The sequence below is a fragment of the Oerskovia sp. 140933 genome, from assembly GCF_059651515.1.
Map to the genome: position 1 here is coordinate 175,024 of NZ_JAMXIO010000003.1, position 22,216 is coordinate 197,239.

General features: G+C 73.2%; 20 protein-coding genes. 12 read left to right on the forward strand and 8 right to left on the reverse strand.

Annotated elements, in window-relative coordinates:
- Window positions 1-61 precede the first annotated feature (61 nt).
- The 7 genes from kdpB to NHG27_RS03185 all read left to right on the forward strand — a co-directional run bounded on the left by kdpB (window position 62) and on the right by NHG27_RS03185 (window position 8,885).
- On the forward strand, window positions 62-2,215 hold the full coding sequence (gene kdpB, locus NHG27_RS03155) for a potassium-transporting ATPase subunit KdpB (protein ID WP_497014711.1): 2,154 nt from the start codon (window positions 62-64) through the stop codon (window positions 2,213-2,215).
- A gap of 1 nt (window position 2,216) precedes the next feature.
- On the forward strand, window positions 2,217-2,909 hold the full coding sequence (kdpC, locus tag NHG27_RS03160; RefSeq protein WP_497014712.1) for a potassium-transporting ATPase subunit KdpC: 693 nt from the start codon (window positions 2,217-2,219) through the stop codon (window positions 2,907-2,909).
- A gap of 162 nt (window positions 2,910-3,071) precedes the next feature.
- On the forward strand, window positions 3,072-5,747 hold the full coding sequence (locus NHG27_RS03165; protein ID WP_497014736.1) for a DUF4118 domain-containing protein: 2,676 nt from the start codon (window positions 3,072-3,074) through the stop codon (window positions 5,745-5,747).
- A complete protein-coding gene (locus NHG27_RS03170; RefSeq protein WP_497014713.1) occupies window positions 5,744-6,433 on the forward strand; it encodes a response regulator in 690 nt (229 codons plus the stop codon). The genes NHG27_RS03165 and NHG27_RS03170 overlap by 4 nt, the downstream gene beginning before the upstream one ends.
- Before the next feature lie 108 nt (window positions 6,434-6,541).
- The gene (locus NHG27_RS03175; RefSeq protein WP_497014714.1) at window positions 6,542-6,982 is read left to right on the forward strand and encodes a TFIIB-type zinc ribbon-containing protein; all 441 of its coding nucleotides are present in this window, start codon (window positions 6,542-6,544) and stop codon (window positions 6,980-6,982) included.
- Window positions 6,983-7,094: 112 nt separating this feature from the next.
- Window positions 7,095-7,865: an SDR family NAD(P)-dependent oxidoreductase gene (locus NHG27_RS03180; protein ID WP_193720098.1), complete on the forward strand. Its 771-nt coding sequence runs from the start codon at window positions 7,095-7,097 to the stop codon at window positions 7,863-7,865.
- A 51-nt stretch (window positions 7,866-7,916) separates the two neighbouring features.
- Window positions 7,917-8,885 carry a bile acid:sodium symporter family protein gene (locus tag NHG27_RS03185; protein ID WP_497014715.1) on the forward strand — a complete coding sequence of 323 codons (969 nt, stop codon included), beginning with the start codon at window positions 7,917-7,919 and terminating at the stop codon, window positions 8,883-8,885.
- Between the two features lie 120 nt (window positions 8,886-9,005).
- Here the strand turns inward: NHG27_RS03185 and NHG27_RS03190 are convergent, their stop codons facing one another.
- Window positions 9,006-9,377: a DoxX family protein gene (locus NHG27_RS03190; protein WP_497014716.1), complete on the reverse strand. Its 372-nt coding sequence runs from the start codon at window positions 9,375-9,377 to the stop codon at window positions 9,006-9,008.
- 159 nt (window positions 9,378-9,536) lie between these two features.
- On the opposite strand from NHG27_RS03190, the gene NHG27_RS03195 reads away from it, so the two are divergent.
- Window positions 9,537-10,016 carry a winged helix-turn-helix transcriptional regulator gene (locus NHG27_RS03195; protein ID WP_497014717.1) on the forward strand — a complete coding sequence of 160 codons (480 nt, stop codon included), beginning with the start codon at window positions 9,537-9,539 and terminating at the stop codon, window positions 10,014-10,016.
- Window positions 10,017-10,043: 27 nt separating this feature from the next.
- On the opposite strand, the gene NHG27_RS03200 is transcribed toward NHG27_RS03195, so the two are convergent.
- Both NHG27_RS03200 and NHG27_RS03205 read right to left on the reverse strand, forming a co-directional pair.
- Window positions 10,044-10,571: a GNAT family N-acetyltransferase gene (locus NHG27_RS03200; protein WP_497014718.1), complete on the reverse strand. Its 528-nt coding sequence runs from the start codon at window positions 10,569-10,571 to the stop codon at window positions 10,044-10,046.
- Window positions 10,572-10,657: 86 nt separating this feature from the next.
- Window positions 10,658-11,107 (reverse strand): SufE family protein, encoded by a 450-nt coding sequence (locus tag NHG27_RS03205; RefSeq protein WP_497014719.1) that lies wholly within the window; start codon window positions 11,105-11,107, stop codon window positions 10,658-10,660.
- Window positions 11,108-11,322: 215 nt separating this feature from the next.
- Between NHG27_RS03205 and NHG27_RS03210 the strand changes: the two genes are divergently transcribed.
- The gene (locus NHG27_RS03210) at window positions 11,323-12,651 is read left to right on the forward strand and encodes a DUF1254 domain-containing protein (RefSeq protein ID WP_497014720.1); all 1,329 of its coding nucleotides are present in this window, start codon (window positions 11,323-11,325) and stop codon (window positions 12,649-12,651) included.
- Between the two features lie 112 nt (window positions 12,652-12,763).
- On the opposite strand, the gene NHG27_RS03215 is transcribed toward NHG27_RS03210, so the two are convergent.
- From NHG27_RS03215 to NHG27_RS03225, 3 genes are all read right to left on the reverse strand, one after another.
- Window positions 12,764-13,672, reverse strand: a complete 909-nt coding sequence (locus NHG27_RS03215; RefSeq protein ID WP_193720103.1) for a sulfurtransferase — start codon at window positions 13,670-13,672, stop codon at window positions 12,764-12,766.
- Window positions 13,673-13,885: 213 nt separating this feature from the next.
- Window positions 13,886-14,386, reverse strand: a complete 501-nt coding sequence (gene ybaK, locus NHG27_RS03220; RefSeq protein ID WP_193720104.1) for a Cys-tRNA(Pro) deacylase — start codon at window positions 14,384-14,386, stop codon at window positions 13,886-13,888.
- A 20-nt stretch (window positions 14,387-14,406) separates the two neighbouring features.
- The gene (locus NHG27_RS03225; RefSeq protein ID WP_193720105.1) at window positions 14,407-15,135 is read right to left on the reverse strand and encodes a VIT1/CCC1 transporter family protein; all 729 of its coding nucleotides are present in this window, start codon (window positions 15,133-15,135) and stop codon (window positions 14,407-14,409) included.
- 218 nt (window positions 15,136-15,353) lie between these two features.
- Between NHG27_RS03225 and NHG27_RS03230 the strand changes: the two genes are divergently transcribed.
- Complete coding sequence (locus NHG27_RS03230; RefSeq protein ID WP_193720106.1) at window positions 15,354-16,304, forward strand: Acg family FMN-binding oxidoreductase; 951 nt, start codon at window positions 15,354-15,356, stop codon at window positions 16,302-16,304.
- 108 nt (window positions 16,305-16,412) lie between these two features.
- Here NHG27_RS03230 and NHG27_RS03235 read toward each other — a convergent pair whose 3' ends face one another.
- Complete coding sequence (locus tag NHG27_RS03235; protein ID WP_193720107.1) at window positions 16,413-19,067, reverse strand: DEAD/DEAH box helicase; 2,655 nt, start codon at window positions 19,065-19,067, stop codon at window positions 16,413-16,415.
- 1 nt (window position 19,068) lies between these two features.
- Between NHG27_RS03235 and NHG27_RS03240 the strand changes: the two genes are divergently transcribed.
- Both NHG27_RS03240 and NHG27_RS03245 read left to right on the forward strand, forming a co-directional pair.
- On the forward strand, window positions 19,069-19,761 hold the full coding sequence (locus NHG27_RS03240; RefSeq protein WP_497014721.1) for a YdeI/OmpD-associated family protein: 693 nt from the start codon (window positions 19,069-19,071) through the stop codon (window positions 19,759-19,761).
- An 82-nt stretch (window positions 19,762-19,843) separates the two neighbouring features.
- Window positions 19,844-21,295 carry an alanine/glycine:cation symporter family protein gene (locus tag NHG27_RS03245; protein ID WP_497014722.1) on the forward strand — a complete coding sequence of 484 codons (1,452 nt, stop codon included), beginning with the start codon at window positions 19,844-19,846 and terminating at the stop codon, window positions 21,293-21,295.
- On the opposite strand, the gene NHG27_RS03250 is transcribed toward NHG27_RS03245, so the two are convergent.
- Window positions 21,274-22,164, reverse strand: a complete 891-nt coding sequence (locus tag NHG27_RS03250; protein ID WP_497014723.1) for an endo alpha-1,4 polygalactosaminidase — start codon at window positions 22,162-22,164, stop codon at window positions 21,274-21,276. The two genes, NHG27_RS03245 and NHG27_RS03250, sit on opposite strands and share 22 nt — an antisense overlap.
- Between the last annotated feature and the right edge of the window lie 52 nt (window positions 22,165-22,216).

Sequence of the window (22,216 nt, forward strand, 5' to 3'; positions counted from 1 at the left end):
GGTGCTGCTTCCTGTCGCTGGGGGCGCACCAGGTGCTGTCGAGGGAGGAACCGCCGATGCCGTGGGCGGTTCCGGCTCGGCTGGTCCGACCGGCGGCCGCAAGGCCGGGCCCCGGCGCGGTGCCTCGCTCTCGTGGGCTCAGGTCAAGGCTGCGCTGCCCGGCGCGTTCCGCAAGCTCGACCCGCGCGAGCTGGTGGCCTCGCCCGTGCTGTTCGTGGTCGAGCTCGGGGCGGCGGCGACCACGCTGCTCGCGGCGTTCGACCCGAGCGTGTTCGCCTGGTCCATCGTCGTGTGGCTGTGGGCGACCGTGCTGTTCGCGACGCTCGCCGAGTCGGTCGCGGAGAGCCGGGGCAAGGCGCAGGCGTCGAGCCTGCGCGCGACCCAGCAGCAGACGACCGCACGGCGCGTCATGGCTCCGTCCGACACGCTCGCGTCGGGGACGGGCCTCGCGGGGCTCCCGACGGCGGAGGTCCCCTCCTCGACGCTGGCCGTCGGGGACGTGGTGGTCGTCCGGGCGGGCGAGACCATCCCCGGTGACGGCGACGTCGTCGAGGGGGTCGCGTCGGTCGACGAGTCCGCGATCACGGGCGAGTCGGCCCCGGTGATCCGCGAGTCGGGCGGCGACCGGTCCGCGGTCACAGGAGGGACCGTCGTCCTGTCGGACACGATCGTCGTGCGGATCACGGCCCCCGCGGGCCACACGTTCGTCGACCGGATGATCGCGCTCGTCGAGGGGTCGGAGCGGCAGCGCACGCCCAACGAGATCGCGCTCAACATCCTGCTGACCTCGCTCACGATCATCTTCCTGCTGGCCGTCGTGACGCTCCAGCCGTTCGCGGTGTACTCCGGCTCCAAGCAGTCGATGATCGTCCTGATCTCGCTGCTCGTGTGCCTCATCCCGACGACCATCGGGGCGCTGCTGTCCGCGATCGGCATCGCGGGCATGGACCGCCTGGTCCAGCGCAACGTCCTCGCGATGTCGGGTCGCGCGGTCGAGGCCGCGGGAGACGTCGACGTCCTGCTGCTCGACAAGACCGGCACCATCACGTACGGCAACCGTCAGGCGGCCGACCTGCTCACGGTCGGTGACGTCACGACCGTGCAGCTCGCCGAAGCAGCCCGGCTGTCCTCGCTCGCGGACGAGACGCCCGAGGGCAAGAGCATCGTGGCCCTCGTGCGCGAGCGGTACGGCGTGGGGGAGGGGCCGGCGGACCGGACGGACGACGTCGCCGGCGCCGAGATGGTGCCCTTCACGGCGCAGACCCGCATGAGCGGGATCGACCTGCCGCTGCCGGGTGGGCGCGTACGACGCATCCGCAAGGGGGCCGGCAGCGCGGTCCAGCGCTGGGTCCGCTCGACCGGCGCGACCACCGAGGGGACGACGGCCGAGCAGCTCGCAACCCACGTCGACGCCGTGAGCTCCTCGGGCGGCACCCCGCTCGTCGTCGCCGAGCAGGTCGGCGAGGGTCCGGCACGCGTGCTGGGTGTCGTCCACCTCAAGGACGTCGTCAAGGCGGGCATGCGAGAGCGGTTCGACGAGCTGCGCGCCATGGGCATCCGCACCGTCATGGTCACGGGTGACAACGCCGTGACGGCGCGGGCCATCGCCGCGGAGGCGGGCGTCGACGACGTCCTGGCCGAGGCGACGCCCGAGGACAAGCTCGCGCTCATCCGGCGCGAGCAGGCCGGCGGCCGGCTCGTCGCGATGGCGGGCGACGGCACCAACGACGCGCCCGCACTGGCCCAGGCCGACGTCGGCGTCGCGATGAACACCGGGACCACCGCCGCCAAGGAGGCGGGGAACATGGTGGACCTCGACTCCGACCCGACCAAGCTCATCGAGATCGTCGAGATCGGCAAGCAGCTCCTCATCACGCGCGGGGCCCTGACGACCTTCTCGATCGCGAACGACATCGCGAAGTACTTCGCGATCCTGCCCGCGATGTTCATGGTCGTGTTCCCGCAGCTCGCGGTGCTCAACGTCATGCGCCTGTCGAGCCCCGAGTCGGCCATCCTGTCGGCCGTCGTGTTCAACGCGCTCGTCATCCTGGTGCTCATCCCGCTCTCGCTGCGGGGCGTGCGGTACCGGCCCTCGTCGGCCTCCGCGATGCTGCGCCGCAACCTCCTGGTCTACGGCGTGGGCGGCCTCGTGGCCCCGTTCGTCGGGATCAAGCTCATCGACCTCGTGATCTCCCTCATCCCCGGGATTGGCTGACATGCCTGGAACCTCCTCCACCCTCGCGCGTCCCTCGGCCTCGGCCGGTGCCACCTCGCTGTTCCGCCAGACCCTCGCCGGCCTGCGCGTCCTGCTCGTCCTGACGCTGCTCCTGGGCGTCGCGTACCCGCTCGCGGTGTGGGGCGTCGGGCAGCTCGCCCTGCCGTGGCAGGCGAACGGGTCGCTCGTGCGCAGCGACGGCACGCACGCCACGTCGATCACCGACACCGGCGCGGACGGGGCGCCCGTCGTGGGCTCGGCCCTGATCGGTCAGGACTTCGCCGCGGCCGACGACGCCGAGCGCTGGTTCCACGGCCGCCCCTCGGCCGCGGGCGACGGGTACGACACGCTCGCGTCCGCGGGCACCAACCTCGGGCCGCTCAACCCCGAGCTCGTCGCCGCGATCGACGAGCGCCGGGCGGCGCTCGCGGCCATGAACGGCGTGGACCCCGCAGACCTGCCGGCCGACGCCCTCACGGCCTCGGCGTCGGGCCTCGACCCGCACGTCAGCCCCGCGTACGCGGCCCTGCAGGTCGCGCGGGTGGCCGAGGCGAGGGGCCTCGACCAGGCCGTCGTCGCGGACCTCGTGGCGCAGCACACCGCGGGCAGGGACCTCGGTGTGCTGGGCGAACCGCGTGTCGACGTGCTCGAGCTCAACCTCGCGCTCGAGAACTCGGAGAAGATGAACCCATGACGACGAGCGCGAGGCCCTCCGCCGTGGACCGGACGGCGCGGGTGCCCCGTGCCTGAGGGACGCGACGGCCAGGAGGCCGCAGGGTCCGGGAGCCCCCAGGAGGGGCGCCCGGACCCGGGCGCGTCCTCGGGTGGTGAGGGTGCGGCGGTCCGCAGGGCAGGGATGCCCGACGACGCCGCCCGCCGCCCGGGTCTGCTCACCGTGTACCTCGGGGCCGCGCCCGGCGTGGGCAAGACGTTCGCGATGCTCGGCGAGGCCCACAGGCGCCGGGCGCGCGGGACCGACGTCGTCGTGGGGCTCGTCGAGACGCACGGGCGAGCCGCCACGATCACGCAGGTCGGGGACCTCGAGGTCGTGCCGCGCCGCGTCGTGAGCCACCGCGACGTCGAGCTGACCGAGCTCGACGTCGACGCGGTGATCGCCCGCGCCCCCCAGGTGGCCCTGGTCGACGAGCTCGCCCACACCAACGCGCCCGGTTCCCGGCACCGCAAGCGCTGGCAGGACGTGCAGGACCTCCTGTCCGCCGGCATCGACGTGGTGACCACGGTCAACGTGCAGCACCTCGAGTCCCTCACGGCCGACGTCGAGGCCATCACGGGCGTGCGCCAGCGCGAGACCGTGCCCGACCAGGTCGTGCGCGACGCCGACCAGATCCAGCTCGTCGACCTCTCGCCCCAGGCGCTGCGCCGCCGCCTCGCGCACGGCAACGTGTACCGGGCCGAGCAGATCGACGCCTCGCTGTCCTCGTACTTCCGCACGGGCAACCTCACGGCGCTGCGCGAGCTCGCGCTCCTGTGGCTCGCCGACCGCGTCGACGACGCCCTGACCCGCTACCGGGCCGACCACGCGATCGTCGGCACGTGGCCCGCGCGCGAACGCATCGTCGTGGCCGTCACGGGCGGCCCCGAGGGCGAGACGCTCCTGCGCCGCGGCGCCCGCATCGCCCAGCGTGCCGCGGGCTCCGAGCTCGTCGCGGTCCACGTCCTGGCGACCGACGGGCTGCCCAGCGCCCCGCCCGCGGCCATCGCCGCCTCGCGCGAGCTCGTCGAGTCGCTCGGCGGGACGTTCCACACCGTCGTGGGCGAGGACGTCGCCTCGGCCGTCGTCGACTTCGCGCAAGGGGTCAACGCGACCATGATCGTCGTGGGCGTCTCCCGGCACTCGCGCTGGCGCGAGGCGCTGCTCGGGTCGTCGAGCACCGAGATCGCGCGGCTCGCCGGGACGATCGACGTCCACCTCGTCACGCACGAGAAGGCCCGTGCGGGACGGCTGCTGCGCGGCCGGTGGTCGGCGCTGTCCCGGCGCCGCCGTGCCGCGGGGTGGGCCCTGGCCTTCGTCGTCCCGGCCGTGCTGACCGGGGTCTTCTGGCTCCTGCGCGAGGACGTGTCGCTCTCGACCGAGCTCATGCTGTTCCTCGCCGGCTCGGTGGGCGTGGCGCTCGTGGGCGGGCTGTGGCCCGCCGTGGCCGCCGCGGTCGTGTCGTTCCTGTGCCTCAACTGGTTCTTCACGCCCCCGACCGGTTTCCTCACGGTCCAGGACCCCGAGAACCTCCTCGCGCTCCTCGTGTTCGTCCTGGTCGCCGCCGCCGTCGCCTCCGTCGTGGACCTCGCCGCGCGGCGGACCGTGCAGGCGTACCGGGCGAGGGCCGAGGCCTCGACGCTCGCGGCCCTCTCGCGGTCGGTGCTCTCGGGGGAGGACACCGCGCAGGCCATCGTCACGCGCCTCGCCGAGACGTTCGGGCTCTCGCGGGTCGAGCTCGAGACACGGTCGGGGGAGCGGGCCCCGTGGCGTACGGTCGCGAGCACGGGCCGCGCCGAGAGCGCCGGGTCCCCTGCCGACGCCGACCGGACCGCCGCGGAGGAGGGCGAGCCCACCGGGGCGCGTTCCGCCGTCGGGCACCTGGACCGCGCCGAGCGCACCGAGCTGCGCGTCGACGACCACCACCGCCTGTCCCTGTGGGGCAGGGCCCTGCCCGCGAGCGACCGCCAGGTCCTCGAGGCGTTCGCGGCGCAGGCGGGGCTCGTCCTCGAGTACCGGCGACTGCGTGAGCAGGCGGCCCAGGCCGCCGTCCTCGAGGAGGCCGACGCGACCCGCACCGCCCTGCTCGCGGCCGTCTCGCACGACCTGCGCACCCCGCTCGCGTCGATCCGGACGGCCGTCGACGGCCTCGCGTCGCCCGACGTCGACCTCGACGCCGAGGACACCGAGGCACTGACCCGGACCATCCAGGACTCGACCGGACGCCTCGAGAAGCTCATCGACAACCTGCTCGACCTGTCCCGGCTGCAGACCGGGAGCGTGCGGCCGGTCCTGCGCGCCGCGTCGGTCGACGAGATCGTGCCGCTCGCGGTCGAACCGTACGGGCCGGGCGTCGTGCGCCTCGACGTGCCCGACGACCTTCCGCTCGTGCGCACCGACCCCGGCCTGCTCGAGCGTGCCGTCGCGAACCTCACGTCCAACGCCGTGCGGCACAGCCCGCCCGGCGAGCCCGTGCGGATCACGGCCTCGGCGGGGCCGCGCGAGATCGAGCTGCGGATCGTCGACACGGGCCGCGGCCTGTCCGACGAGTCCAAGATCCGCATGTTCGAACCCTTCCAACGCCTGGGCGACACGACCGGTGAAGGGCTGGGCCTGGGGCTCGCGGTCGCCGACGGCCTGGCCCGGGCCGTCGGCGCGAGCATCACGCCCGAGGACACGCCCGGCGGAGGACTGACCATGGTGCTCACGGTCCCGCGCGAGGCACGGGAGGATGACGACGTGAACACCCACGTCGAACGAGACCGCACGGCCGCACCGGACCTGGACGGCGCGGGCGAGAACGACGAGGTGCGCGGATGAGCGCCGACGGCAACCGCGTGCTCGTCGTCGACGACGACCCCGGGCTCGTGCGGGCGCTCGCGATCAACCTGCGCGCCCACGGCTGGGACGTGACCGTGGCCGCGACGGGTGCCGAGGCCCTCGACGCCGCGGCGAGCGCCCGACCCGACGTGATCCTCCTCGACCTCGGGCTGCCCGACCTGTCGGGTTTCGAGGTCATCGAGGGCATCCGTGGCTGGAGCGCCGTGCCGATCGTGGTGCTCTCGGCGCGCCAGCTCGGCGACGACAAGGTCGACGCGCTCGACGCGGGCGCCGACGACTACGTGACCAAGCCGTTCGCGATGAACGAGCTGCTCGCGCGACTGCGGGCAGCGGTGCGTCGTGCGCAGCCCGCCGAGGTCTCCGAGCCCGTCGTCGAGGCGGGGGACCTGCGGATCGACCTGGCCCGCCGCCGGGTGCTGCGGGCCGGGCAGGAGGTCCGGCTCAGCCCCACCGAGTGGTCGCTGCTCGAGGTGCTGGTGCGCCACCGCGGGCGCATGGTCGGGCGGCTGCAGCTCCTGCACGACGTGTGGGGACCCGCGTACTCGGCCGAGACGAACTACCTGCGCGTGTACACCGCGCAGCTGCGTCGCAAGCTCGAGGACGACCCCGCGAAACCGCGGCACATCATCACGCAGCCGGGCATGGGATACCTCTTCGAGGTGTGACGTGCCCGTCGTAGGCTGTGCCCTGCCCCGCCCGCGGGCGTCCGGCGAGACGGGAACCACCGCCGCGCGCCGACCGTTGTGCGTTCGACCCGACGAAGGAGACCCGTCATGCTGTGCCCTCTCGACCAGACCGTGCTCGTGATGTCCGACCGCAAGGGCGTGGAGATCGACTACTGCCCCACGTGCCGCGGTGTGTGGCTCGACCGGGGTGAGCTCGACAAGATCATCGACCGCAGCCTCGAGGCCGAGATCGCCGCCGAGGCCGGTGGCCCCGCGGCAGCGGCCGCGCCGCACGCCTCGACGCCCGTGCAGTACCCGCCGACGCAGCAGCTCCCCGTCCCGCCGCCGCCCGCGCCGTACGGGTACGCGGACGACCGCCGTCGTGACGAGTACCGCGGGGACGACCGCCGTCGTGACGAGTACCGCGGGTCCGACCCGTACCGCGGCAGCGACCAGTACCGCAGCTCGGACCAGTACCGCAGCGACGACCCGCGCTACCGCAAGCGCAAGAAGAAGGAGTCCTGGCTCGAGGACCTGTTCGACTTCTGAGCCGCCGCGGCGCCGACCCCTCGCGGGGTCGGCGCCGTCGTCGTACCCCTCGACGTGGGTGCCCGCCCGCTGCTCGTGCCCGGGCGCCCTCCCTCCTGCCGATCGGAATGCCATGCCCGTCCTCGACACGTTCTCCCTCGCCGGCCGCACGGCCCTGGTCACCGGCGGGAGCCGGGGCATCGGTCGAGGCCTCGCCCAGGCCCTGGGGGAAGCGGGAGCGCGCGTCGCGCTGACCGCGACGACGCTCGAGGCCGCGCGGGCCGCGGCCGACGAGCTGCGCGGGCTGGGCCTCGACGCGCACGGCTACGAGCTCGACGTGACGGACCGCGAGCAGGTGGACGACGTCGTCGCGCAGGTCGGGCGCGAGGGCGGCGGGGTCGACGTGCTCGTCAACAACGCGGGCATCTCGATCGGGGGCGCGGCCCTGGAGATCGAGGACGACGTGTGGCACCGCACGCTCGCGACCAACCTCGACGGCGTCTGGTACTGCTCGCGCGCCGTGGCCCGGCAGATGGTCGCCGACGGCCGGGGCGGGACGATCGTCAACGTCGGCTCGATGTCGGCGCAGATCGTGAACCGCCCCCGGTGGCAGCCCGCGTACCTGGCGTCGAAGGCGGCGGTGCACCAGCTCACCAAGGGGTTGGCCGCGGAGTGGGCGCCGCACGGGATCCGGGTCAACGCGATCGCGCCGGGGTACATCGTGACCGAGATGTCCCCCGTGGACCGGCCGGAGTTCTACGACGACTGCGTCGCGCCCGCCGCGATGAAGCGCTGGGGGACGCCCGCCGAGCTGGGGCCCGTCGTGGTCATGCTCGCGAGCGAGGCGTCGAGCTTCATGACGGGGGCGGTCGTCACGGTCGACGGCGGCTACACGCTGTTCTGACAGATGGGCCGACCAGGCTGTCGCCCCGGGCGACACCTAGACTCTGGCCTCGTGCGCCAGGTGCTGAAGCAGTGGGTCGACCCGTTCGTCGTGGCTCTTGTCGCCACCATGGTCCTGGGGCTCGTGGTCCCGGTCCCGGCGGAGGTCCAGCGCGTCGTGGACGCGGTCGCGGACGTCGCGGTCGCCGTCCTGTTCCTCGTCTACGGCATGCGGCTGTCCACGTCCGAGGTCTGGGCGGGGCTCAAGAACGTCCGACTGCAGGGCGGCATCCTCGCCGCGACGTACGTGGTCTTCCCGCTCGTGGGCCTCGTGGTGGCCTGGGCCGTGACGCCATGGGTCGGGGAGCCGCTCGCGGCGGGCATCCTCTTCTCGTCGTTGCTGCCGTCGACCGTGCAGTCGTCGGTCGCGTTCACGTCGGTCGCGCGCGGCAACATCGCGGGCGCGATCTGCGGCGCGACGGTCTCGAACGTGGTCGGCATGGTCGTGACCCCGCTGCTCGTGCTGTGGTTCATGTCGTCGAGCGGTGCGACGAGCGGGCTGAGCGGCCTGCGGGAGGTGCTGCTGCACCTGCTCGTGCCGTTCGTCGTGGGGCAGCTCCTGCAGCCGTTCGTGGGGAGCTGGATCCGGGCCCGGCGGTGGCTCACGCTGTCCGTGGACCGCGGCACGATCCTCGTGGTGGTCTTCGGTGCGGTCGCCGCGGCGACGAGCGCGGGCGTGTGGGCGGGCATCTCGGGATGGACGATCCTGGGCCTCGTCGGCATCAGCGGTGTGATCCTGGCGATCATGCTGGCCGTGACGTGGTGGGGCGGTGCGGGCCTGCGCCTCGGTGTCGAGGACCGCATCGCGCTGCTCATGTGCGGGTCCAAGAAGAGCCTCGCCACGGGGCTGCCCATGGCCGCGGTGCTCTTCCCGGTCGCTGTCGCGGGAACCGTCGCGGTGCCCGTGATCGTGTTCCACCAGCTCCAGCTCATCGTGTGCGCGGTGCTCGCACGGAGGCTGGCGCTGCGCGACGCCGCCTGAGGACGGGTCGCCCGGCGGGGCGACGACACGTGCGACGTCCGGGCTGTCCCGGGCTGTCCCGGGCTGTCCCGTGACGGCCCGGACGTCACGCTCGACGCGCGTCTCAGCAGTCCGACGGCGTCACGCACCCCAGCCCGCGAAGCGCCCCACGGCGACGAACACCGCGAGCAGCAGCAGGACGGTGTTGACCGGGACGGACTGCTTCTCGCCCAGGCGCACGTGCACCGGGATCGCGCCGATCTGCGTGATCGCCAGACCGACCGCGGCGATCGGGGTCAGGATCGGTGCGATCCCGGTGACCAGCGGCAGGATCAGGCCGAGCGCACCGAGGACCTCGAGCGCTCCGAGCACCCGCACGGACGTGAGGCGCCCGGGCGTGACCCACCGCATCTTCTCCATGAGCTTGCCGGCCGGGGTCGTGAGCTTCATGAGGCCCGCGCCGGCAAAGGCGACGGCGAGCAGTCCTGCGGCGATCCAGAGGGCGGTGTTCATCAGGTTCCTTCGAGGTCGTGGCGCGTGGGCGCCAGGGGGGCGTGCTAGTGACCGTCCGTAGGGTCAGTCACTTTTTGTGCCGGAGGACATCATGGGTAACCTGAAGATGGTCTACAAAAGGCACACCGGTGTTCCGGTGGGCACGGAGAGGGAGTGCGCATGACCACGACCACCGAGGGGGCCGGGAGCTCGCCGGGTCGCGACGCGCTCCACGTGCCCGTCGCCGGGGCAGAGCCCGTGCCGGTGCCCATGCCTGCGCCCGGCGGCGGTGGCTGCGGCGCCGATCACGCGACGAGCGAGATCCGACGCGTCCTGGACCGCGTGGGTGACAAGTGGAGCGTCCTCATCCTCGGCACGCTCTCCGGCGGGCCGCTGCGGTTCACCGAGCTCCTGCACGGCATCAGCGGGATCTCCCAACGGATGCTCACGCTCAACCTGCGCCAGCTCGAGCGTGACGGGCTGGTGAGCCGCACGGTCCATGCAGTGGTCCCTCCGCGCGTGGACTACGAGCTCACCGACCTGGGCCGCACGCTCCTGCCGCCCGTCCTGGCCCTGGTGCAGTGGGCCATGGGGAACACCGAGGAGATCCAGGGTCACCGCGAACGCTTCGACGCGAGGAACGAGGAGGCGCGCGGCTGACCTGCGGGTCCGACGCGCGACCGACGCTCAGGCGGTCGGGCGCACCGGGCGAGCCATCTCCACCTCGGGACCGACCGGCCCGGTGAACGTGCGACCCGTCGGGACGAACCCGCAGCGGCGGTAGGCGCCCCGGGCCCGCGGGTTGTCGCGGTGCACGTCGAGCGTCAGCCGGACGAGACCACGCCCGCGAGCCCAGTCGGCGGCGGCGTCGAGGAGCTCGTCGACCACGCCGGCGGACCGGGACCCGGGGCGGACGTAGACCGCGACGACGGTCCCGTGCGCCTCGGAGACCGGACGACCGAGGACGTCCGTGGCACCGGGGCCCTGCACCACGACCGTGACCGTCCCGACCCACTCGTCGCCCGCCGTCGCGACGAGCTGGGCCGCCTGGTCGCCCCGGGCCGCCAGTGCCGTGCGCTCCTGCCAGACGGAGTCGGGCTGGGCGGACGCCTGGGCGTACGACGTGAGGAACGCACGGACCGCCTCAGGGTCCTGCAGCGCCTCGAGCCGCAGGTCGCGCGCGCGAGCCCACTCGTCGGCGGCGACGCGTCGCACCACGACCCCCGTCGACCTGCCACCGCCGCCGACGGGACGGCCGGAAACGTCCTGCCGGGGCACGGGCCCGGTGCCGGCGGGCCGGGTCACCCGGCCGCGACCTGCTCGCGGATCTGGCGCTTGGCACGCAGCAGGATCCCCGTCATGCCGTTGAGGCGCAGGGGGCTCACGGCGTTGGTCAGCCCGATCGTGAACGGGTAGTCGTCGGGGACGGCCAGCGCCTGCTCGGGCGTCAGGCCGTCGAGGCCCTGGGCGAGGATCGACGCGAAGCCGCGCGTGGTCGGGGCCTCCGGGGGAGCGGTGGCGTACAGGTGGACGGCACCGCCCTCGACCTCGGCGAACGCCCGGACGGGGGACTGGCACTCCTCGACGCGCTCGAGCAGACCGGGGGAGTTCTGGTAGCGCGCGGGCAGGTCCGGGAGCTCGCGCGAGAACTCCAGGAGGAGCTGGAGGCGGTCGCGCTCCCCGAGGGCGAGGAAGTCGTCGCGGATCTCGGCGAGGACCGGGGGCAGCTCGGTCGCGGCGTCGTCAGTCATCCGTCGATCCTCCCACCCGGGCCGTGCGCCGGCAGCGCCGGACCGCCCAGCGGACGGCTCCGCCGTCGGGCTCCTCGCACTGCGGACGAGGACCCGACTCGGAACCCGCGACACCCGCCCGGCAGCCACGCCCGCCCTCGACGAGCGCCGCCCGCGCGCCCTGGATACGTTGGCCCACGAGTGCGCCGACGCACGGCGCCGAGGGACGGAGCGTCATGGGAACCCTGTCGAACGACCTGCGCACGCTGAGCCAGGAGGCGTACGTCTACCTCTACCCGCTCGTGACGATGGACCTGTCCAGGCGTCAGGCGACGAACGTGGAGGCGGGGAAGCGGCCCGGGTTCGGTCCGCCCAACGCGTTCCACCACCTGCGGGAGTTCCCGCCCGCGGACTTCCGTGCCGTCGTGCGGCCCAACTTCGACACGCTGTACTCGAACCTGTGGCTCGACCTGACGCACGGGCCGGTGCTCCTCCACGTGCCCGACACCGACGACCGCTACTACATGCTGCCCCTGCTGGACATGTGGACGGAGGTCTTCGCGACGATCGGGAAGCGGACCACCGGGACGGGAGCGGGGGACTACCTGGTGGTCGGCCCGGACTACGAGGGCGACCTCATGGAGTTCTACGACGACCTGCCGGAGGACGTCGCGCTGATCGTCGCCCCGACCCCGCACGTGTGGGCCATCGGGCGCATCCAGACGAACGGTGTCGCGGACTACCCGGCGGTCCACGCGGTGCAGGACGGGTTCTCGGTGCGGGCCCTGGGGGACCGCCCACCGTTCGAGATCGACCCGGCTGCCGACATGCGCACCGAGCCGTTGCGCCTGGCCGACGCGCTCAGCGCGGTCGACCTCTTCTCCTACGCCACGCGGTTGCTCGACGTGAACCCGCCGCACCTGACGGACTTCTCGGTGCTCGCGCGCATCGGCTCGCTCGGCATCGTGCCGGGCGAGGACTTCGACCCGGGCCAGTTCGACGAGGCCGAGCTCGCGGAGATCGAGGCGGGCGCGACGAGCGGGCGCGAGCTGCTGAGCACCGCGCAGGCCACGCTCGGGACCGTGGCCGACGGGTGGATGCTCTACCGCGACACCATGGGCGTCTACGGGAACTTCTACCTCAAGCGGGCCGTCGTCACGCTCGTGGGGCTCGGCGCCAACCCCGTCGAGGACGCGATCTACCCGCTGCTCCTGACGGACGCCGACGGGCAGGCCGTGACCGGCGACCACGACTACGTCCTGCACTTCGACGCCGACGACCTGCCGCCCGCGGCCGCGTTCTGGTCCGTCACGATGTACGACGCCGAGGGCTTCCAGGCCGCGAACGCGCTGGACCGCTTCGCGCTCGGCGACCGGGACGACCTGCGGTACGGCGCGGACGGCTCGCTCGACCTCTACCTCCAGCACGAGAGCCCCGGTCCCGAGCGGGAGCCGAACTGGCTCCCCGCGCCGAGGGGGCCGCTGGGCGTGACGATGCGGCTCTACGCGCCGCTGCCCGAGGCGCTCGACGGCCGCTGGGTCCCGCCGGCCCTGCGTCGCGTCTGAGCCGCGCCCTCCGGCGCGCCCGGCGCGCGCGACGAGTGCCCGACGGCGTGGGCCGGGTGCGCGACCCGGCCCACCGTCGTCGGGCACGGGTGCCCCTGCGGGAGCTGCCTGCTCAGACGCGCGCGGGCACCTGTCCCGGCTCGGCGCCCTTGACGATCGGGACGCGGACCGCGTTGCCCCACTCGGTCCACGAGCCGTCGTAGTTGCGGACCTTGTCGAAGCCGAGCAGGTACGTCAGCGCGAACCACGTGTGGCTCGACCGCTCGCCGATGCGGCAGTACGTGATGACGTCGTCGTCGGTCGACAGGCCCAGGCCGCCCTCCTGGTAGATCGCCTCGAGCTCCTCGCGCGACTTGTAGGTGCCGTCGCCTGCGACCGCGGTCGCCCACGGGACGTTGCGCGCCGTGGGGATGTGACCGCCGCGCAGCACGCCCTCCTCGGGGTAGTCCGGGATGTGCAGGCGCTCGCCCGTGAACTCCTGCGGCGAACGGATGTCGACGAGCGGGCCGTTGCCCAGGTGCGCGAGCACGTCCTCCTTGAAGGCGCGGATCGTCTCGTCGTCGCGCTCGACCACGGGGTACTCGACGGGCTCGGGTGCGGGCACGTCGGTCGTGGTCTCGCGGCCCTCGGCGATCCACTTGCCGCGCCCGCCGTCGAGGAGGCGGACGTCCTCGTGGCCGAACAGCGTGAAGACCCACGCCGAGTACGCGGCCCACCAGTTGTTCTTGTCGCCGTACAGGACGACCGTGGTGTCGCGCGAGATGCCCTTGGAGCCCAGGAGCTGGGCGAAGCCCTTGCCGTCGAGGTAGTCGCGCAGGTCCGGGTCGTTGAGGTCCGTGTGCCAGTCGACCTTGACCGCGCCCGGGATGTGCCCGGTCTCGTAGAGCAGCACGTCCTCGTCGGACTCGACCACGACGACGTCCTCGTCGTGCAGGTGCTCGGCGAGCCAGCCGGTGGAGACGAGGCGGTCCGGGTGGGCGTACGCGGCGATCTTCTCGGTCGTGTCGAGGGGTGCGGGCATGGGGTCCTCCTGAGGGCTCACGGGCTGGCAGGGCGGCAGAGGTGGTGCGGGCCGGACGGCGCGGGGAAGCGGTGCGTGCCGCGCGGTCGGTACCGCTCGGGCACGTTCGCCACTCTAGGAACGCCGTCCACGGACCGGAACCCCCGTCGCACATGGTGAGACGGTGTTACCGGCCGCGAGGCGGTAGCGGCCCTCGGTCCGACGGGACGGACGTCAGTCCCGTGCGATCGGTGCGGTCACCGCGCCCGTGAGGGAGACCAGGTCCGCCGGCGCCAGGCCCACGTCGAGCCCGCGACGCCCGCCCGAGACGTACATCGCGTCGAACGCGAGCGCCGACTCGTCGATCACGGTGCGCAGCCGCTGGCGCTGGCCCAGCGGCGAGATGCCGCCCACCACGTACCCGGTCGCGCGCTCGGCCGCGGCCTGCTCGGCCATGGCCGCCTTCTTGCCACCCACCGCCTGGGCGAGGGCCTTGAGGTCGAGCTTGCGGTCCACGGGCACGACGCCCACGACGAGCGCCCCGTCGACCGAGGCCACCAGGGTCTTGAACACCTGCTCGGCGGGGATGCCGATGGCCGCGGCGGCCTCCAGCCCGTAGCTCAGGCCGGAGGTCGGGTCGTGCTCGTAGGGGTGCACCGTGTGCGGGACGCCGGCCTTCTCGAGCGCGACGAGCGCGGGGGTGCCGGCGTGGGGCGACTTCTGCTTCTTGGCCACAGGACGATTCTGCCCTCTCGTCAGACGTTCACGTCGACGAGAGAACCGATCCCGTACGTGACGGCCATGGCGATCGCGCCGCCCAGGACGGTGCGGATCGTGGCGCGCCGGGTCGGCGCCTGACCGAGCCGCGCGCTGCCCCACCCGGTCAGGACGAGCGCGAGGACCACCGCGACGAACGTGACGGGGATCCGGGCCGCCGTCGGGGCGAGCAGGATCGCCGCCATGGGCAGCAGCCCGCCCACCGTGAACGACACGATCGAGGCGACCGCGGCCTCCCACGGGGACGTCAGGTCGTCGGGGTCGATCCGGAGCTCGGCGTCGGCGTGGGCCGCGAGCGGGTCGTGCGCCGTGAGCTGGGCGGCGACCTCGTGCGCGAGCTCGGGGGTCAGGCCCTTGGCCTCGTAGATCCCGGCGAGCTCGACCAGCTCCTCGTCGGGGAGTGTCGCGAGCTCGTGGCGCTCCTTGGCGAGCATGGCCTCCTCGGTGTCGCGCTGCGTGCTCACCGAGACGTACTCGCCCGCGGCCATCGACAGCGCGCCTGCGAGCAGCGCCGCGGCCCCTGCGGTCGCGATCACGGGGATCGAGGTGCTGGTGGCGGCGACGCCCACGACGACCCCCGCGGTCGACACGATCCCGTCGTTCGCGCCCAGCACCCCGGCACGCAACCGGTTGAGCCGGGCCCCGGTGCCCTCGCTGCGGTGCTGCTCGCCCTCGTGCGGAGTCGTCTGCGGTCCCGGTGTGCTCATGAGGCCACCGTAGGACGGGTCAGCGTGCCTGTCGTGGCGGGTCGAGATGTGCCACGGCGGATCTCGCTCTCCGAGCACCCAGGCCTGTGACCTGCACCTCAGCCTCGCCGGGACCTTTGGCACTGGCAGGCACCCGGCCACCTTGAGACGCTCGGGGTGGTAGAGGTGACCACCGCAGGGGATGCGTCAGGGGCGCATCAGGAGCAGGGAGAACGCACATGAGCATCGACGACCCCCGGATCGAACGGATCCTCACGGCTGCGTCCAGGGCCCCCAGCGTGCACAACACCCAGCCCTGGTCGGTGCGCGTGCACGGCACCACGCTCGACGTGCGCGCCGACGACTCCCGCAGGCTGACCCACGCCGACCCCGCGGGGCGCGAGATGCTCATCAGCTGCGGGGCGTTCCTCGCGAACCTCCGCGTCGCGGCGCGCAGGGAGTCGTTCCGTCCGGTGCTGACGCTGCTGCCGGACGCCGGCGACCCCGCGCTGGTCGCGCGCGTCGACCTGGTGCCCGGCGTCCTGCCCGACGCCGACGAGCTGGACCTCGCGGTCGCGATCGAGCGGCGCTCGACGTCCCGCGTGCCGTTCGAGGACCAGCCGCTCGACGTCGACGTCGTCGAGGCGCTCGACGCGGCCGCAGCCTCGGAGGGGGCGCGCCTGGTGAGCCTCGCACCGCAGGCCCCGGTGCGCGGTGAGCTGCTGGACCTCGTCCAGCGGGCCGAGGCCGAGGCAGGGAAGGACCACACGGGCCGGGTCGAGCAGGCGCGCTGGGTCACCAACGACCCGGACCGTCCCGACGGGATCCCCGTCGCCGCGCTGGGACCCGCGAGCGACGACGCGCTGGCCCCCGTGCGTCACTTCGGTGGGGACACGACGAGCAACCGGGCCGCGTTCGAGCACCGGTCGACGCTCGCGGTCCTCACGACCCCGGGCGACACCGTGCGTGACTGGCTCGTGGCCGGGCAGGCCCTCGAACGGGTCCTGCTGACCGCGACGACGTACTTCGTGCACGCGTCGTTCGCGACGACGGTCCTGGAGAACCCGGCGACGCGGGCAGAGCTCGCCGCAGCGCTCGACGCGGGCGCCCCGCAGATGGTGATGCGCCTGGGCTACAGCACGACGTCCCCTCGCACGCCGCGTCGTCCGGCGAGCGACGTCGCCCGGTAGACCGCACGCGGCGTCGTCCGGCAGACCCGAGACGGGTGCTCGCGCGCGAGGCGGGCTGCCGGGTCGCCGGCCCAGGGGCCCGTCTCGCGCCGGAGCACCCGTCTCACGCTAGATCGTCCCGACCGCCACGACGCGCAGCACCACGGCCCCGGCCTCGTCGCTCGCCGCGAGGTCGACGACGGCGCTGATCGCCCAGTCGTGGTCGCCGGCCGGGTCGTCGAGCACCTGGCGGACGAACCACGTGCCGGGCTCGACGCGCTCGCCGTCGGGACGCACGCCGTTCTCGACGATCTGCACGAGCGCTGACGAGCGGGCCGCGGCGTCCACGCCGATCGCGTCGTTGCCGTGCAGCTCGAACATCGGGTCGAGGGCGTCGGCCCACGCGTCGCCGTCCCAGCCGCTCGCCTTGTCGAGGGCTTCGAGCGCGTCGTAGTTCTCGCGCGACGCGAGCTCGACCCGGCGGAACAGGGCGTTGCGGACCAGGACGCGGAACGAGCGCGGGTTGCCCGTCACGGGCCGGGCCGGGGCCTCGGCCCCCGTGCCGGACAGCGGGCCGTCCCCGACCTCGTCGTCCGCGTCGTCGTCGACCGGGTTGGCCAGGCGCTCCCACTCGTCGAGCAGCGACGAGTCGGTGCCGCGCACCAGCTCGCCGAGCCACTCGGTGATGTCCTGGACCTCCTCGGTGCGGTGCTCCTCGGAGACGGTCTGGCGCATCGAGCGGTACGCGTCCGCGAGGTAGCGCAGCACGACGCCCTCGGTGCGGTCCAGGCCGTACACCGACACGAACTCGGCGAACGTCATGGCCCGCTCGATCATGTCCCGCACGACCGACTTGGGCGAGAGCTCGGCGTCCGAGACCCACGGGTTCGAGTGCTTGTACGTCACGAACGCGGGCTCGAGGAGGTCCGCGAGGGGCTTGGGCCACGTGATGGTCTCGAGCAGCGCCATGCGCTCCTCGTACTCGTACCCCTCGGCCTTCATGGCTGCGACGGCCTCGCCCCGTGCGCGGTGCTGCTGCGCGACGAGCACCTGGCGCGGGTCGGACAGCGTGGCCTCCAGGACCGAGACGACGTCGAGCGCGTGCGTGGGGGACTCGACGTCGAGCAGGTCGAGGGCCGCGAGGGCGAACGGCGACAACGGCTGGTTGAGCGCGAACTCGCGCGGCAGGTCCACCGTGAGGCGCACCGTGGGGCGCTGCCCGCTCGGGTACGTCGGGTCGGGGACGCGCACGCGCTCGACGATGCCCGCGACCCGCAGCGAGCGGTAGATGCGGAAGACCTGGCGGACGTGACGCTCGCGCTGGGCCTCGGTGTCATGGTTGGCCGTGAGCAGGTGCTTCATCGCCTGGACTGGATCGACCCCGCGGTCGCCGCGCGCGAGCACGTTGAGCACCATGGCGTGGTTGACCGTGAAGTGGCTGGTCAGAGGCTCGGGATCGGCATCGCGCAGGCGCTCGAACGTCGCGTCGGTCCAGTTGACCGCCCCCGCCGGGGCCTTCTTGCGGACGATCTTCTTGAGCTTCTTGGGGTCGTCGCCCGCCTTGGCGAGCAGCTTGCGGTTCTCGATCACGTGCTCGGGGGCCATGACGAGGACCTCGCCGAGCGTGTCGTAGCCCGCGCGGCCCGCGCGGCCCGCGATCTGGTGGAACTCGCGCGCCGTGAGGTGACGCATGCGCTCGCCGTCGAACTTCACGAGGCTCGTCATGAGGACCGTGCGGATGGGCACGTTGATGCCCACGCCCAGGGTGTCGGTGCCGCACACGACCTTGAGCAGCCCGGCCTGGGTCAGGCGTTCGACCACGCGCCGGTACTTGGGCAGCATGCCCGCGTGGTGCACGCCCACGCCGTGGCGCAGGAACTTGCTGAGCGTCCTGCCGAACCCCGACGTGAAGCGGAAGTCACCCAGCTCGGCCGCGATCGCGTCCTTCTCCGAACGGCTCGCGACGTTGATGCTCAGCAGCGCCTGGGCGCGGTCGACCGCGTCCTTCTGCGTGAAGTGCACGACGTACACCGGCGCCCGGTGCGTCGTCACGAGCTCCTCGATGACCTCGCCCAGCGGCTCGACGACGTAGCTGAACGTCAGGGGCACGGGGCGCTCGGCGCTCGTGACCTCCGCGACGGGGCGGCTCGTGCGGGTCTCGAGGTCCTCGGTGAACGTCGAGGTGTCGCCCAGCGTCGCGGACATGAGGACGAACTGCGCCTGGGGCAGCTCGAGGAGCGGGACCTGCCAGGCCCAGCCGCGCTGCGGGTCCGCGTAGTAGTGGAACTCGTCCATGACGACCTGCGCGACGTCCGCGTCGGCGCCGTCGCGCAGCGCGATGTTCGCGAGGATCTCGGCGGTGCAGCAGATGATGGGTGCGGTGGGGTTGACCGACGAGTCGCCCGTCATCATGCCCACGTTCGCGGACCCGAACACCGCGACGAGCGCGAAGAACTTCTCGCTCACGAGCGCCTTGAGCGGGGCCGTGTAGTAGCTGCGGCCGGGCACGCCCGCACGGTGCGCGGCGAGGGCCGCGTAGTGCGCGCCGACCGCCACGAGCGACTTGCCCGAGCCCGTGGGCGTCGCCAGGATGACGTGCGCGCCCGAGAAGATCTCGATGACCGCCTCGTCCTGGTGGGCGTAGAGGTCGATCCCCGTCTCGGTGGCCCACTCGGTGAACCCTTCGTAGAGGGCGTCGGGGTCCGGGGTGCCCGAGCCGTCCGGTGCCGGCAGGTGACGAACCAGGCCGGGCTCGGGACGGGTCGTGGGGGTCGTGGTGCTCATCGTGGCCATTGTCGCAGAGGCGTCGTCCGCCGAGGTCGCCCGCCGGGCGCCGCCGCGCGCCCGCGCCGCGCACCTGGGAACCTGGGAACCTGGGCGCATGGCGACCGACCGGCGCGAGGACGCTCCCCGCTTCCATCCCGAGAACGTGGCCGGGTGGCGTGCGTGGCTCGCCGAGCACCACGACGACGAGGTACCCGGGGTCTGGGTCGTGCAGTGGCGCCGGGCCAGCGGCCGGGCGCCCATCGACTACGACGCCCTCATCGAGGAGGCGTTGAGCTTCGGCTGGATCGACGGGACGGTCCGGACGATCGACGACGACCGCTCGATGATGTGGCTGACCCGGCGTCGGCCCGGCAGCCGGTGGACGCGGCTGAGCAAGGAGCGGGTCGCCCGCGCGGAGGCCGACGGCAGGATGACCGACGCGGGGCGGGCGGTCGTCGAGGCCGCGAAGGCCGACGGGTCCTGGACGAGGTACGACGACGCCGAGGCGCTCGTCGTCCCCGACGACCTGGCCGCGGCGCTCGCGGCGGCACCACCCGCCCGGGAGCACTGGGACGGTTTTCCGCCAGGGGTTCGTCGGCTGATCCTGGGATGGGTCGCGGACGCCAGGCGCCCGCAGACCCGGGCTGCGCGGATCACCGAGACGGCCGACAAGGCCCGGCGAGGCGAACGAGCCCACGAGCAGCCGCGCTGAGCGCCCGTCGCGACACGACCACCGCCAGCGGCTAGCGTCCGTCGGGACGGCAGCACCGCCGTCGGGCTGAAGGAGTGAACGCATGGAGGTCCTGCAGGAGGCGCTGATCGACCCGTTGAGCAACGCCCTGTACTCGTACGTCCTGGTCTACGTGCTGATCGGCGCGGGCATCTACTTCACGGTCCGCACGCGCGCGGTCCAGGTGCGGCTGTTCGGGCTCATGTTCCGGCTCGTGGGCGGGTCGACGGGCGCGGCCGAGGGCGGCATCTCGTCGTTCCAGGCGTTCTGCGTGGGCCTCGCGTCGCGCGTGGGTACGGGGAACATCGCGGGCGTCGCGATCGCGCTGACGCTCGGCGGGCCGGGCGCGATCTTCTGGATGTGGTGCGTCGCGCTCATCGGCATGGCCACGGCGTTCGTCGAGGCGACCCTGGGGCAGGTCTTCAAGGTCCGGGCCGACGACGGCTCCTACCGCGGCGGCCCCGCGTACTACATCCAGCGCGGCCTGGGCTCTCGTCGGTGGGGGATCGTGTTCGCGATCCTGCTGATCTTCGCGTTCGGCTTCGCGTTCAACATGGTCCAGGCGAACACGATCAGCGAGGCCCTCGACAAGGGGCACGCGGTCTCGCCCGGCTGGACGGCGGTCTTCCTCATGGTCCTGGCCGCACCCGTGCTGTTCGGCGGGGTCAAGCGCGTCGCGAAGGTCGCGGGGATCGTGCTGCCGGTCATGGCGGGGGTCTACGTGCTGCTCGCGGCGACGATCATCCTCCTGAACCTGGGCGCGCTCCCGGGCGTGATCGGGCAGATCGTCGAGGGGGCGTTCGGGCTCGACCAGGCCGTCGCGGGCACGGCGGGCGGGATCCTCGCCGCGCTGCTCAACGGGGTCAAGCGCGGCCTGTTCTCGAACGAGGCGGGCATGGGCAGCGCCCCGAACGCGGCCGCGACGGCGACTGTCTCGCACCCCGCCAAGCAGGGCCTGATCCAGTCGCTCGGGGTGTTCGTCGACACGATCGTGGTGTGCTCGGCGACGGCCTTCATCATCCTCATGGCGGGCCCGGAGGTCTTCGACCCGGGGACGACGACCGACGCGGCCGGGGCCTCGCTCACGCAGGAGGCCGTCGCGGCCCAGCTCGGGTCGTGGACCGTGTGGCCCATGACGATCCTGGTGTTCGTCTTCGCGTTCTCCTCGGTGCTGGGCAACTACTCGTACGCCGAGGTCAACCTGACGTTCCTGGGGATCCGCGCCAAGGCGCTCACCGCGCTGCGGACCCTCGTGCTGGCCGCGATCGGCATCGGGTCCCTCATCGAGCTCGAGGCCGTGTGGGCCGTCGCGGACGTCGCGATGGCGCTCATGGCGCTCGTCAACCTGGTGGCGATCACGCTGCTCGGCCGGTGGGCGTTCGGTGCGCTCAAGGACTTCGAGCGCCTGCGCAAGGACGGGAGCGACGCCCGGTTCGTCGGGGTCGGGAACCCGGACCTGCCCGGGGACGTGCCGGGCGACGTGTGGGCGCCGGTTCAGCAGGGCTCGAAGACGTAGCCCTGGTCGCGCGGCGTGGTGAGGTCTCGGTCGCGGCCCACGACCGACGCCCCGCGGGCGCACGCCGCGGCGAGGCGGTCCGCGAGGGCGGGCTCGTCGTCGTACTCGATCTCCAGGACGCGCGTGCCGTACGCCGCGGCGTAGTCGCCGCACTCGTCGTGGACCGCGCAGTCCTCGGTGACGACGAAGTCGAACCCGAGCGCCGGGCCGCGCTCGCCGAGCTCGACCGTGTTCTTCTGACCGATCGCGAGGCCCCGTGCGTGGGCCCGCTCGATCAGGAGCGTGGCGAGCGCGAGGTTGTCGCCCTGCGTGAGCGCTCCGTCGGAGCGGGTGAACGAGTCCAGGTTGTCGGCCTCGACCGCGTCGAAGCCCGCGTCCGCGCACGCGTCCACCTGGGCTCCGACGATCTGCGCGATCGCGTGGCGAGAGGCGTCGGTCGAGGTGTCGAGGAGCAGCTCGTCGGGCCAGCCGGGGTCGGCGACGGGAGCGCCGGCGTCGTCCCGCAGGACGAGGTCCGGGTGGTCGCGCAGCCAGGTCTCGCGCTCGCCGGGCTGGGTCTGGAAGCCGTTGACGTAGCAGACGTCGTAGCCCGCGCCCGCGGGGGAGTCGGTGACGTCGCGCACGACGACCGTGACGCCGTCGGGCGGCGGGTACGCCCCGCCGAGCTGGTAGTCGAGCCCGGCCCCGGCGGGCGGGGGAGCGGGCGTCGTACCGCCCTGCCCGACGGCGTCGCTCACCGACGTCGTCGGCTCACGGTCGCTCGGGGCAGCAGGGGCCGTCCCGGCGGCGCACCCGGCGGCGAGGACGAGGACCAGGGCCGGCCCGACGAGCGACGCGGGAACGGACGAGCGGAGGGGGAGCGGGGGCACGGTTCCATGCTCGCACCCGTGCCGGGCCGCGAGGGTCGACCGGCCGGAGGGG